This is a genomic window from Candidatus Accumulibacter phosphatis (assembly GCF_000024165.1).
GTDB lineage: Bacteria > Pseudomonadota > Gammaproteobacteria > Burkholderiales > Rhodocyclaceae > Accumulibacter > Accumulibacter phosphatis.
On record NC_013194.1, the window covers coordinates 511,417 to 523,917 of the forward strand.

Genomic DNA, 12,501 nt, shown 5'->3' on the forward strand with positions numbered 1-12,501 from the left:
CTCAGACGGCAAACCTGATCTGGACGTCCAGCCATTGCCGCACTGGTGCCCGGGTTTCTGGATGGCGTTCGACCTGCACCGAGATGTCGCTGCTCACCGGTGCCGCCACGTAGGGCAGTCGCGACAGGCCGTCGAGAAACTGCATCAGCCCGTGGTAGCTGGCCCGCGCGCGCATGACGATCAGCGGGCGCTTGAAGGGGTTGCCCTGTGCGGCCTCGTGCACCATCTGCGACGTCGGCGCCCGCTCCTTGTCCTCGTTGCGCAGGTACACGTGCTCCAGCGCCAGGACTTCCATGTCGCCGGCCTCGGCCAGACTGGTCAGGCCGGTCTTCAGGGCGTTCATCGCCAGACTGTCGTCGAGGGGAACGAAGCTGCCATTCAGGCGCGCCACTTCGTTGCGGGTTTCGTCCACTTGCCGATGCAGTTCGCTGAGTTCCCGCCGGGCTTCGACGAGATTCTTGCCTCCCAGGCTGGGCAGCGGCGCCGGCGGCCTGGCCGGCTGTTTGGCGGCCAGCTTGTCGCGAGTCGCCTGCTTCTCCAGTTCGTACGCCAGCTGGCTCAGGCGGGTGTGGCCGCGCGGCCAGATCAGCCCGAAGTAGAGCGCCAGGCAGAGCGCCGCGGCGACCGCTGCGTAGGTGTTCTTGTCCTTGTCGGAGAGTCTTCGGAGCGTCGCGCGAAGATGCCGCAGGCGCAGCCGAAGCGTCTTCCGGGTCTGGTTTTCCTGCATCGCGCGCTCAGGGACGGACGGCAGTGCTGCCGGCGGAAATGCCGCCTGCCGGGTTGGCCGGCGGCTTGCCGGTGGCCGCTTGCGCCGGTGGCAGGGCACTCTCCAGATCGTCGCCTGCAGGCACCAGCCAGAAGCTCACTTCGTGGCCGAGCTTGTTGTTGCGCCCTTTGCGTTCGACGATCTCGGTCTGCGCGACAGCGTAGCCCAGTGCGTGGGTGCGTTCGGCGATTCGACCGACAAAGGCCTGGGCGCCGGTATAGCTGGCCGACCAGGCGACGACCTGGACCGAGGTGGCGTTGCTGCCGACCTTGCTGTTGCGCAGGCTGTCGAGAACCGCATCGGTACCGACCGCTTCGGCCAGCAGCTGCAGCAGGTCGGGCAGCTTCTGACGCATGGCGACGATGGCCGTGAGACGCTCGCGGTCGTTGACCAGCGGTTCGAGTTGCCTTCGACTGGCGTCGAGGCTGGCGGCCAACTCGTTGAGTTCCGCGGTGAACTGCGATTCCCGTTGGGAGGTCTGCGACTTTTCCCTTTCCAGGCGACTCCTCTCGGCTACCGTCGCGTTCAGCCGGTAGAGCCGATACTGTTGCACGCCCTCGATGACGCCAAGTGCGGCGACGAGCACGCCGATGCCCGCCAGGCGGCGGAAGTCATGGCTTTTCCAGAGGGAGTCGCGGAGCTCGCGTTCGACGATACGAGGCAGGCGCGAGGCCTGACTGGCGGCTTCGCTGGCGAGCGTGAACCAGACGCCCTGCCAGGTTTCGCCAGCCGTTCGCAGACGCGCCGGATAGCCGGTGCACAGGCTCAGGTCGTCGCAGATACCCTGCGCTGCCGCCTCGTCGTCGGCATGCAGGCAGACCAGCTCGAGGCTGCAACGTGTCTCGCTGTTCCACTCGGACAGCAGCCGTGCCAGCCAGTCGGGCCGCAGACGGCGTTCGAGACGGCCCTCGCTGCGGGTCGCCAGCACCGCGCCGTCCTGGCGGTGCACCGCGACCACCTCTTCGCGATGCAACTCCAGGCAGATCGTGGCGACGGCGCCGTCGCGCCGGTCTTCGCCGCTGCTCGTGGGTTCGCTCACCAACCACGCCAGCGGCAGACAGACGGTGAGGCAGAGATTGCGCTCGGCGAGCGCTTCCCGCCAGTGCCGGTGGTTGCCGGCGGCGACGCCGCAGCCCAGCCACAGTGGACGGCCGGCGGCGAAGCGTCCGCGCCAGCCGGCAACGACATCGCCGTCGAGGTTCTGCAGATGCCCCTGCAGTTCAAGGCACTCGTCGAGGCCGGCACGGTCGATCAGCGCCATTTCGAGCGCTGTCTCGCCGTAGCGCAGCGGCGTCCGGCGCCCCTCCCGGCGCACGGCTTCCTCCAGCGTCACCCGTTCGCGGTCAACCGGGGAGAGGTGGCCGCGCGCTTCCAGCAGGGCGCCGAGCGACCACAGGCCGCCGAACTCCGCCAGGATCGGTTCGAGCTCGCTCTGCAGCAGTTCGCGCATCTGTCTTGCCGGGCGGGGTTTGTCCGGGGCAACCGGCAGGTCGATGACGCCCGGCAGGAGAGTCCTGGCGGCCAGCGCAACCCGGCGCGGACTGACGCCCGACTGGCCTGCGAGGAGAGTGCGGACCTCGTCGAGCGCATCGGCAAAGCGGGCCTGCTTCGATTCGGCGGTGGCCACGATGCGGCTCGTGCCTGCCGCACCGACGTGAACCGCGGCCTTCAGGCTGGCGATATCCCAGGCCAGCAGGAGCCACGGCTGCTCGCCGGCGCCAAGACGTGCGCGCAGCGACGCCAGGCGAGCCCTCGCTGCGCTGGCCCGAGCCTTCGCCTTCGCCAACCATCGCCGCGGCACCGGCTTGCCGTCCGCCACCGCCACCGCGTGAGCGCTGGCCGCAGGCCGACGGTCCTCGGAGATGCCTGTCATCGCAGCTCCAGCCGAGCTTCCGGCAGCGCCATGCCGGCGACGGCGTCGATGCGCGCAACCGACTGCCTGGTGTTGATCGGCGTGTCCCAGTACGGCGAGTCACCGCTGCTCCACAGTGCCCCGGTGTGGCCAGTCACCAGCAAGAGGTGTCGGCCCTGCGGAACGAAGGTGTCGCCGCTGCTGGTGTCGCCTGCCTTGCAGTTGGCGGTGAAGCTCAGTGTCACCGAACTCTGCGGGCACGCCGATCCGCCGACCAGACCGTCGCCGTTGCCGTCGAGGCAGACGCTGCTGAGCGGCGTCGAGTAACGTCGCCATTGGCCACCGGCGGCGGTGTTGCGGAAAACCAGCAGGCTGACCGAGAGGGGCTGGGTGGCCGGGATGTCGGTGCGCGCGACCAGACGCACGCTCCACCCCTGCAAGGGTACCTGCCAGTCGCTCGCGGTGATGCGCAGGGCGCGGTCGGCCGCGAAGTCGCTGCCGCCAGCGGCGTTGTCGTTGCCGAGGCTGGCCACGGTCAGACTAGGGCTGGCGCCCTCTAGCGACCAACCGAAGTTAAGCGCGTCGGTAGCCGGGTCGCTGCTCTCGTTGCCCCAGCCGTCGCGGAAGCGTCCGTTCAAGCTCAGACCACCGAGATAGTCGCCGCGGTGACCTTTGACCAGGACGGCGCCGCTATCGCTCAGGGGCGTCTCGCCGCCATTGTTGGCGCAGGTGGCGGCATCCGGAACCGGGTCGAAGAGCGGGCTCTGGACGCCTTGTGCAAGCAGGCTGCCGGACCGCAACAGCGTCGCCAGATCGCTCGGCAGGTCGCCATTGTCGGCGACGAAGCCGCCAACGACGTCCGGATTCACCGGCCCGAGCTGGCCGAGAATGGCGCGGCGCAGGCTTTGCAGGCGCAGCCGGGTGTCGTCGTAACGTATCTGCGCCCGGTCCTCCGTGACGATGCCGAAGGCCAGCAGCGAGGCTGCCGAGAGGATGGCGACCACCACCAGCAATTCGATCAGCGTGAAGCCGCGACCGATGGATCTGACAGACTCGATGGATTCGCCGGAACGAACCGGCGTGGCGGAGATGTGCATCATTGTCAGGATCAGTCCGCGAACGAAGTGACCAGCAGCGCCGGACCGCGGGAGTGGTTGTAGACGTGAAAGGCGTAGAAGGTGAGCACCTGACCGGGTTTCGCCTCGTTGGCCAGGCGGTCGGCAATCGCGTCGTCGATGTAGGCAGCCAACGCCCTGTCGCCGCCGTAATCGAGGCCAATGCGCTGACTCACCTTGGGCGGGTTGCTGATCTTCATCATGGCCAGGGCGGCCAGCAGGTAATCGGCTTTTTGCGGCGCCGGCAACGCCGCCAGAGTTGCCCGGAACTTGATGGGTGACGGTGCGAAGATGACGCGCTGGCCCGGCACTTCCGTGCGTGATCCGGCAACCAGCTTTTTCAGGTCGACGTCCCTGTAGCTGGCGGCAGGGTCGCTGCTCGGTGCCGCGGTGAGCGCGGCACGGCCAGCCGGGGAAGCGTCGACGGCAAGGCTGGCGGACGCCAGGCTCGTCAGCAGTACGCCAACGACCAGGCGGGCAGCCGCGCGGGCGGGGACTTGCAGGAAAGGTGATGCTTGCACGGGTCTTCCTCGTCCAATCAATCGTTCAGGCAGAGAACCTGATCGTCATCGCCGTAGTCATCCGGATGGCTCAGGTTGGGACGGCAGGGGTCTGCCGTGTTGCGGCCACCGTAGCGGCCGTCGCGGCCCCAATAGACGATGCGGGGGTGGTCGCCGTTGGCCAGCCCGAAAACGGCGAAGGGGCGAGCCCGCGCCGGCAGTTCGTGACGGCTGGCGTCGTAGCCGATGCTTTCGCGCGTGACCTCGCGCCAGCCGAGCATGCAGTTGCCGGTGATTGCCGCCTGGCTGCTGCACGTGCTCCAGCTTGGTCCGGCAGCACGGTAACGAGGACCGACGCCGAAGGCCGGGATGTCGAGCAGCTTGGCCCCGGCCAGCGGGCTGCCGGTGCCGTCCGGGGCCGTGAAGACCACCGTGCTGGCGTTGAAATCCGCGCCGTGGTCTACCCACAAGCGCGACTTGCTGTCCAGATAAGGGCCATGCCAGCCACGCCGGGCGTCCGGGCTCCAGCGGTTGAGATGGGCCAGTGGGTGATTGCCGCACAGCGCCGGCGCTTCGAGCAGCAGGGCCAGATTGACCGGCGAGGCGAACCAGGCGTCCCTGTCGGCATCGAGATTCGGCGCCGCCCAGGTGCGCAGGATGCCGCCGACCGGCGTGCAGTCGATGCGGGTAGCGGAAACGGCAGTTTCGAGTGTGCCGGGGGAGGACAGCACGAACGGCCCTTGCCCGGGGTAGTAGCCGGTATCGGCCTTGAAGCGTCTCAGGCCATCGGCCAGCCGCTGCATTTCGGCGCGCGCGATCTCATCCTCGGCGCCTTCCTGAATGCCGATGTAGGTACCCCAGGCGGTATAGGACAGCGCGGCCAGGATGCCGCAAACAACCAGTAACTCGATCAGCGTGAAGCCACAGTCGCGCAGATCACCTGCCTTGGACAGCGCCATGGAAAATTCTCGGTTCGTGATCCAGGAGAGAGGGAGGGCGCCGGCGTGTGCTCGACGCCCTCCGAGTGGAGCGAACGGGGTCGGTCACCCGCCCCGGTCAAACTCAGGTCAGACCTGATTAAGTGCGGCGAACGTTGTCGACTTCACCCAGTTCTTCGTCCTTGGTGTCGCCAGCGCCGTCGACGATGGCCTGGAAAGTAGCCTGGCCACCGGTGGTGGAAACGTTCCAGAGCACGATGAAGCGGTTGTACTCGGTGTTCGCCACGTGCCGATAGACCGGCGTATTCGACAGCGCACCGATGGTTGACGGATTGAACAGAGTCGAGTCCGGACCGACGCCGAACGCGACGAGCTTGTCGGCAGCCCCGGCGTTGACCCGCAGATTCCCGGCGCTGGCCCATACGTAGGCAACATCGCCGGCGGTGAGCGTGGCATTGGCAGCAAACCCGCAACCATTGGCCGCCACCGGACGGAAGATATTCTGCGGGGTGGTGTTGCCGACCTTGCTGGCGAGCAAGGCCTGAATCGCCGCACCGGTGGCGCAATCGGTAGCGGTGCCACCGTCCGGAGTTGCTGTCGTGTCGATGACGCGGGCCGTCGTGATGCCGACGCTGTTCAGCGCGGCCACATCGGCCGCGGTGATCGTCGACAGCGTCAGATTGCCCAGCAGATCGGCGCTCAGCAAGGGCGCGAGGCCGGTGGCGCCAGCCAGCGTGTTGGTGGCGTTTTTCAGCAGCGAATCGAAGTTGTCGGGGTAGTTGCCGCCGTTCAGCACGCGGAAGGTCTGGATGCCCTTCGACAGTTCGTCCATCATCGCCACGTGCGCCGCGGCAGATCCTTTGCGGTCGGTGTCCTGCAACATGATCGTGGCGGTGCCGGCGATGGCCGCGAGAATGGCGACGACCACCAGCAGTTCGAGCAGCGTGAAGCCGCCCTCCTTTTTCTTGATGCTTGCCAGTTGTCGGCGCAGGGCGCGGCCCTTGACAGCGGTGGCGTCGATCGCCTGGATCGTGGATTTCAGTTCGGCCTTGGTCATGGCCATGAGTTTGTTCAACATGAGTAAATTCCTAGCAGATGGTCTCGGATTCCCTCCCCGTGGGAACTCCTGCACCAGGTTTTTCACGAAAATTCCGGATCGTTCCGGAGGAATTCGCTGCGACCCCGCGTCGCCAGCCTGTGACTTGTGCCATCCGCCAGGCTCGCCCCGGCCGGAATCTGTGCTTCTTGGGCGCCCTCAGTTGCCGGGCGCGTAGTCCACCACGAATCGGTACTGCTTGCCGCAATGCAGAATGACTTCCTTCTGCCCTCGCCGCAGGATGCGGATTTCCACCTTGATCTCGGCAAATCCGTCGTGCGCAATGGCTTCCTTGTACAGTTCATTCAATTTGATCAGCACGGCGGCGTTGGTGGCCTCCAGTGCCGCGGAGCGTCCAGGAGCTTCCACGCTTGCCGTTTCCTTTCGTAGAACAATTGCCGCAAATGATAACCATTCGTATTCACAAATGCAAGCTCATTCATTCAGTTTATTTGCGCAGTCCACGAACCACAGCCTGGCGGCGGGTGGTCACGGGAAATCGCTTGGGGGGGTCGCGCGGTGCTCCGCGCGGGGTCATCGCCGTCAACCCCGCGGGCACGCGAGTGTCGAGGCAGTGCCTCGCTACATCGGCTGAGGCCGGCAAGCGAGTAGCCGAGTCAAGGCCACTGACGGTCAGATCAGTGGCGGATGACTGGCGGCATGGTTCGTGTCGGCGGCCGGCAGGGCGAGGCCGTCAGCGGCCAGCGAGAATACGGCTGATGAGCAACGAGGGCGAGGAGGCCGGGCCGATGCCGGTCCTTGCCGGTTGCCCGTGTCGCACCGGGGTGGCCGACGCCGCCCCGGTACGGGGCGCTACAGCGCCTGGCCGTTGGCGTCGAAAATGCCGTCGAACAGTATCGAACTCAGGTAGCGTTCGCCGGAGTCCGGGAGGACGACGACGATCGTCTTGCCGGCATTTTCCGGCTTCCGGGCATGTCGCACCGCCGCCGCCACGGCCGCCCCGCAGGAGATTCCGCAGAGGATTCCTTCTTCGCGGGCGAGGCGCCGGGCGTAATCGACGGCTTCCTCGTTCGACACCTGTTCGATGACATCGACCAGCGAGAGATCGAGGACTTGCGGCACGAAGCCGGCGCCAATCCCCTGGATCTTGTGCGGGCCCGGTTTCAGCGGTTCGCCGGCGCGGGCCTGGGTGAGCACCGGGCTGGCCGTGGGCTCGACAGCTACCGAGACGATCGGCTTGCCGCGTGTGGTCTTGATGTAGCGCGACACGCCGGTAATGGTGCCACCGGTACCGACACCGGATACGAAAATGTCGATCGCTCCGTCGGTGTCATCCCAGATCTCGGGACCGGTGGTGCTCTCATGAATCGCGGGGTTGGCGGGGTTCTTGAATTGTTGCAGCAGCACGTAGCGCTCCGGGTCCGCCGCGGCGATTTCCTCGGCCCTGGCGATGGCGCCGCTCATCCCTTTGGCGCCCTCGGTCAGGATCAGCTTGGCACCATAAGCCACCAGCAGCTTGCGCCGCTCGATGCTCATGGTCTCGGGCATGGTGAGCGTCAGGGGAATGCCGCGGGCGGCGGCGACGAAGGCCAGGGCGATGCCGGTGTTGCCGCTCGTCGGTTCGACGAGTTCCTTGCCGGGCCCGAGCAGGCCGCGCTTCTCGGCATCCCAGATCATCGCTGCACCAATTCGGCACTTGACCGAGTAGGCGGGGTTGCGTCCCTCGATCTTGGCGAGCAGGGTGGCGGTGGCGCCGTCGGCGACGCGGTTCAGCCGGATCAACGGCGTCCGGCCGATCGAAAGGGAGTTGTCTGCGTACCAGTTGGACATCTGCGAATCTCCTGAGGTGGAATGGTGTCGGGGAAAAGGTGTCGGGGACACCGGCGGCTGCACCGCTGGACCCGCAAGTTCAGCGGCTAGCCGTTCACCTTAGCGGCGCCGCAAGGTCATGCAAAGACAAAGTTTTTCTATCCTTATGCTGCGCGCGACTCTGGGCGGGCGGTACGCAAGAATCCTGTGCTCTTGTCCGTCGGTTGGTTACACTCAGCCGCTATGCGCGGTTTTCGTCAGGCTCACCGCCGAGCGCCGCGCATCTTCCTCTCCACCCGTAAACGGGGATGTCATCACTGAAAGGGCACACCACATGGACATGCAACTCAGGAACAGGCTGGCGCTGGTCTCCGGCAGCACGGCCGGAATTGGTTACGCAATTGCCGCTGCTCTCGCCGGCGAAGGCGCCCGGGTCATCGTCAATGGCCGTACCCAGGCCGCCGTTGACACGGCGGTGACGGCGATCAGATCGGCGACGGGCAGCGACGTGCTGGGATTCGCCGGCGATCTCAGTACGGCCGATGCCGCGGCGGCACTGGTGCGGGAGAATCCCGATATCGAGATCCTGGTCAACAATCTCGGGATTTTCGAGCCGCAGCCCTTCGCCGACATTGCCGATGCCGACTGGATGCGTTTCTTCGCGACCAACGTGTTGAGTGGGGTTCGGCTCGCCCGTCTTTGCCTGCCGGCCATGCGACGTGCCGACTGGGGCCGCATCATCTTCATCTCCAGCGAAAGCGGCGTGCAGATTCCAGCCGAGATGATTCATTACGGGGTCACCAAGACGGCGCAGATTGCCGTGGCGCGAGGCTTGGCCGAGTCGCTCGCCGGCACCGGCATTACCGTCAACAGCATCCTTCCCGGGCCCACCCGATCGCGCGGGGTGAACGATTTCGTTGACGCGCTCGCCAAGGCCGAGGGACAGTCGTTCGCAGAATTCGAGAAGACGTTCTTCGCGCAGGTCCGCCCCACGTCGCTCATCAAGCGCTTCGCCACGCCCGAGGAAGTGGCCGCACTGGTCACCTACGTCGCCAGCCCGCTGGCCTCGGCAACCACCGGCGCGGCACTGCGTGTCGATGGCGGAGTGATCAAGAGCGCATTCTGAGGGTGGCGACCATGGCCCGGCCGTCATCCACTTCAGCGCCGGACGTCGACCTGCCAGCCGTCCTTCGTCTTCGTCAGATGCTGAACGGTAAGGACCTGCGGGCTGTCGCGTGCCTCGAGCACGGCGTAGCCGCCGGTCAGCTCGACCTTCTCGATCTGCTTGCGTCGCGCCTCACCCTGTGCGCCGCCGCGCATCCGGTCGAGAAACTGCTTGAAGCCGTCTTCGCCCCAGGTCTTCAGCATGCCGTTCAACTCCTCGAACTTCGCGGCGGTCATGTAGGGCTGCGCGGCGTCGAGCCCGCCGGCGAGCAAGGCCTTCTCGTAGGCGAGGAAGGCGTCGGCCTGCGCTGACTTCCTCGCCTGCGTACCGGTGAGGGTCTGCGCGTGGCTGGAGGGAATCGCCAGGGCGACTGCGGCGAGAACGGCAAGAACTCGAATCATCAGTTTCATGAAGGCCTCCCTGGCATAGGCGTGTACCCGTTGCTTACCACTGCGCGCTTCTCCAGCCAGTGCCGGTCCTCTCAAGCTGCTGGTCTCTGCGCTGTCACGAGTATCCGTGCCAGGCACAGCCACTGTCAATCGACAGTGATGCTGGCGTCAAGCGCAGCACGCCGACGGCGCCGCACACGCCGGTTCGTCGCCGCTCCCTTGTCAGGCCTGGGCGAACCACCGCCTTACCGCAGTCTCCCCGGGCGCGCAAGGTCGTTGGTCAAGGGCAGTGGCGACGTCTGCGGTGTTGCATGGAGCGAGGCACGGCCTGCGCGATTGCGGCTGCCGAGCGCCATGGCGAGCCCGACGACGATCAGGATCGCCGCCACGGCGAACGTCATTCGCATACCGTGTGCAACGGCTTCGGGATGCGCCATGGTGATGTCGTTCGTCGTCGAGGCGAGCGCGAAAACCGCGCCCATGACCGATGCGCCGGTGATCAGCCCAAGGTTGCGCGACAGATTGAGCATGCCGGAAACGACTCCCCGCTGGTCCGGGCGGATGTCCGTCATCACGGCAGTGTTGTTGGCCGTCTGGAACAGTGCATAGCCGACGGTGATGGCGGTGATCGGGGCGATGTAGCCTGGGAGGCCGAACGCCGCCGGCATCCTGGACAGAGTGAAAGCGCCGGCGGCCATTCCGGCCAGCCCGATGACGGTCATGCGTTGTGCACCGAGACGGTCCGCAAGGCGACCGGCCGGCACGCCGGCCAGCGCGGCGGCGAGCGGACCGACCGACACGACGAGCCCGACGAGAGCGGCGTCGAGCCCGAGCGCACGCGTCAGATAGAACGGTCCGACCACCAGCGTCGCCATCATCACCGTCGACACCAGCGCGCTCATGGCCAGGCTGGCACTCAGCGCGGCATCGCGGAACATCGCCAAGCGCATCAGAGGCGATGCGGCTCTCGTCTCGGCAAGCACGAACAGGCCGAGGCCGAAGGCGGCGGTCAACAGCAGAGGCAGGTTCACCGGAGCGGATTCGCGGCCTCCGAGCGTCATGGCGAGGGCATAAGCGGCGAGCGTCAGAGCAAGCAGCAGCGTGCCCACGTGGTCGAAGCTGGCCCGATCGGTTTTCGGCTTGCGGCGATCGACGGGCAGGTAGCGATGCGCGAGAAGAAAAGTCAGGATACCCAGCGGCAGGTTGACGAGGAAGATGGCCCGCCAACCGAGTCCGGCGATGAGAACGCCGCCGAGCGATGGACCGAGAGCAGTGCCAAGCGCGGACATCGTTCCGAGCAGCCCCATGGCGCTACCCGTCTTTTCCTTCGCAACCGTCTCACCGACAAAGGCAATGGTGAGAGCCATCATGATGGCCGCTCCGAGGCCCTGCGCCGCCCGGGCGGCAATCAGCAGCCAAAGCGTCGGTGCGACGCCGCAGAGGAGCGAGGCCGCCGTGAACACGAGGATTCCGGCGAGGAGCAGCCGTCGGCGGCCGGTGATGTCGCCGAGTCGTCCGACGCTGACGATCAGTGTGGTGATGGCGAGAAGATAGGCGAGGACGACCCACTGGACTTCCGGGAAGGTGGCGCCGAAGGCCTGTGCCAGCGTCGGCAAACCGACATTGGCGATGCTCGTGCCGAGCGAGGACAGCAACATGGAAAGCGAGAGGCTGGCCAGCGCCCAGCGAGCCGCAGGACGGTGTTCCGCACTTCCGGCCATTACCGCGTCGGGTCTTGCAATGATTGACTTCAAGAGGACCTCCTTTTCTGCTGGCTCCCGAAATGGAGCTGTCAGAAACGTACTCTATGCCCTTGTCTGGCATGGCGGAAGACGCACCGGTTGCACTTTATTCGTGTGTCTGACGCCATGTCACGATCAGGCTGTGCTATCGTCGATGCATGTCGACAGCCGATCTCAACCTGCTGGTCACCCTCGATGTGCTGCTCGCGGAAGGCAGCGTCGCGCGCGCCGCCCAGCGCTTGCGGCTCAGTCCGTCGGCGATGAGCCGGGCGCTGGCGCGCTTGCGTGCGACAACCGGTGATCCGCTGCTGGTCAGGGCCGGGCGCGGTCTCGTGCCGACACCGCGGGCGCTCGAACTGCGCGAGCAGGTCGGCCCGCTGGTGCAGGCGGCCGAGGCGGCACTCCGCCCCGTCGAAAAACTCGACCTCGAACGGCTGGTCCGCATGTATACGCTGCGGACCAGCGAAGGCTTTGTGGAAAATTTCGGGCCAGATCTCATTGCCCGCGTTGCCGAGCAAGCGCCTGGCGTGCGGCTGTGCTTCGTGCAGAAGTCGAACAAGAACAGCGCGCCGCTTCGCGACGGAAGCGTCGACCTGGAAACGGGCGTTGTCGGCAAGGCGACGGCGCCGGAACTGCGTGTGCAGGCATTGTTCCGGGACCGTTTCATCGGCGTCGTGCGAATGGGGCATCCGCTGAGCCAGGGCGAGATGACGCCTCACCGCTATGCGACGGGCAAACACATCCTCGTCTCACGCCGGGGGTTCGACAGGGGAATGATCGATGAAGCCCTGAAGCCGCTGGGGCTGGAACGGCAGATCGTCACGATCGTCAGCGGATTTTCGACAGCGCTCGTTCTCGCCCGAGCGTCGGACCTGATCGCCAGTGTCCCCGAGCGCCACACCGCCAAGCTGCGCGCCGGAATGCACAGTTTTCCCCTGCCGATCGCCACTCCCGAGATCACGGTTTCCTTGCACTGGCACCCGCGGATGGATGCCGATCCAGCGCATCGTTGGCTGCGCGGGTGTGTTCGCGAGGTTTGCGGCGAGCGGCTCATCAGGCCATCGATCGACGGAGGCTCTGCCGCAGGCTGAAATGCCATTGCGGGAATGAACGGCGCCTGCAGTCATCCAGCAGGCGTACCAGGCGTAGGTTGGGCTGAGGAACGAAG

The 12,501-nt window shown here is 66.2% G+C and carries 12 protein-coding genes; 2 read left to right on the forward strand and 10 right to left on the reverse strand.

Annotated features, from left to right (window positions below):
• Nucleotide 1: 1 nt before the first annotated feature.
• The 8 genes from CAP2UW1_RS02200 to cysK form a co-directional block, all read right to left on the reverse strand.
• On the reverse strand, nucleotides 2–727 hold the full coding sequence (locus tag CAP2UW1_RS02200; RefSeq protein WP_012807236.1) for a hypothetical protein: 726 nt from the start codon (nucleotides 725–727) through the stop codon (nucleotides 2–4).
• Between the two features lie 7 nt (nucleotides 728–734).
• Nucleotides 735–2,639 carry a hypothetical protein gene (locus CAP2UW1_RS02205; protein WP_012807237.1) on the reverse strand — a complete coding sequence of 635 codons (1,905 nt, stop codon included), beginning with the start codon at nucleotides 2,637–2,639 and terminating at the stop codon, nucleotides 735–737.
• A complete protein-coding gene (locus CAP2UW1_RS02210; RefSeq protein WP_012807238.1) occupies nucleotides 2,636–3,718 on the reverse strand; it encodes a prepilin-type N-terminal cleavage/methylation domain-containing protein in 1,083 nt (360 codons plus the stop codon). The genes CAP2UW1_RS02205 and CAP2UW1_RS02210 overlap by 4 nt, the downstream gene beginning before the upstream one ends.
• Before the next feature lie 8 nt (nucleotides 3,719–3,726).
• A complete protein-coding gene (locus tag CAP2UW1_RS02215; RefSeq protein WP_012807239.1) occupies nucleotides 3,727–4,254 on the reverse strand; it encodes a hypothetical protein in 528 nt (175 codons plus the stop codon).
• A 17-nt stretch (nucleotides 4,255–4,271) separates the two neighbouring features.
• The gene (locus CAP2UW1_RS23455) at nucleotides 4,272–5,192 is read right to left on the reverse strand and encodes a type IV pilin protein (RefSeq protein WP_012807240.1); all 921 of its coding nucleotides are present in this window, start codon (nucleotides 5,190–5,192) and stop codon (nucleotides 4,272–4,274) included.
• Nucleotides 5,193–5,310: 118 nt separating this feature from the next.
• Entirely contained in the window at nucleotides 5,311–6,315 is a 1,005-nt protein-coding gene (locus CAP2UW1_RS02225) for a type II secretion system protein (RefSeq protein ID WP_199931551.1), read from the reverse strand.
• A 111-nt stretch (nucleotides 6,316–6,426) separates the two neighbouring features.
• Nucleotides 6,427–6,636, reverse strand: a complete 210-nt coding sequence (locus CAP2UW1_RS02230; RefSeq protein WP_012807242.1) for a hypothetical protein — start codon at nucleotides 6,634–6,636, stop codon at nucleotides 6,427–6,429.
• Between the two features lie 444 nt (nucleotides 6,637–7,080).
• Nucleotides 7,081–8,058, reverse strand: coding sequence for a cysteine synthase A (gene cysK, locus CAP2UW1_RS02235; protein WP_012807243.1), 978 nt, complete (start codon nucleotides 8,056–8,058; stop codon nucleotides 7,081–7,083).
• Nucleotides 8,059–8,371: 313 nt separating this feature from the next.
• On the opposite strand from cysK, the gene CAP2UW1_RS02240 reads away from it, so the two are divergent.
• On the forward strand, nucleotides 8,372–9,163 hold the full coding sequence (locus tag CAP2UW1_RS02240) for an SDR family NAD(P)-dependent oxidoreductase (RefSeq protein ID WP_012807244.1): 792 nt from the start codon (nucleotides 8,372–8,374) through the stop codon (nucleotides 9,161–9,163).
• A 32-nt stretch (nucleotides 9,164–9,195) separates the two neighbouring features.
• Here the strand turns inward: CAP2UW1_RS02240 and CAP2UW1_RS02245 are convergent, their stop codons facing one another.
• Together CAP2UW1_RS02245 and CAP2UW1_RS02250 are read right to left on the reverse strand one after the other, a co-directional pair.
• Nucleotides 9,196–9,612, reverse strand: a complete 417-nt coding sequence (locus CAP2UW1_RS02245; protein WP_012807245.1) for a hypothetical protein — start codon at nucleotides 9,610–9,612, stop codon at nucleotides 9,196–9,198.
• A 224-nt stretch (nucleotides 9,613–9,836) separates the two neighbouring features.
• Nucleotides 9,837–11,312 carry an MFS transporter gene (locus CAP2UW1_RS02250; protein WP_049778504.1) on the reverse strand — a complete coding sequence of 492 codons (1,476 nt, stop codon included), beginning with the start codon at nucleotides 11,310–11,312 and terminating at the stop codon, nucleotides 9,837–9,839.
• A 179-nt stretch (nucleotides 11,313–11,491) separates the two neighbouring features.
• Between CAP2UW1_RS02250 and CAP2UW1_RS02255 the strand changes: the two genes are divergently transcribed.
• Nucleotides 11,492–12,424, forward strand: a complete 933-nt coding sequence (locus tag CAP2UW1_RS02255) for a LysR family transcriptional regulator (protein WP_012807247.1) — start codon at nucleotides 11,492–11,494, stop codon at nucleotides 12,422–12,424.
• The last annotated feature ends 77 nt before the right edge of the window (nucleotides 12,425–12,501 follow it).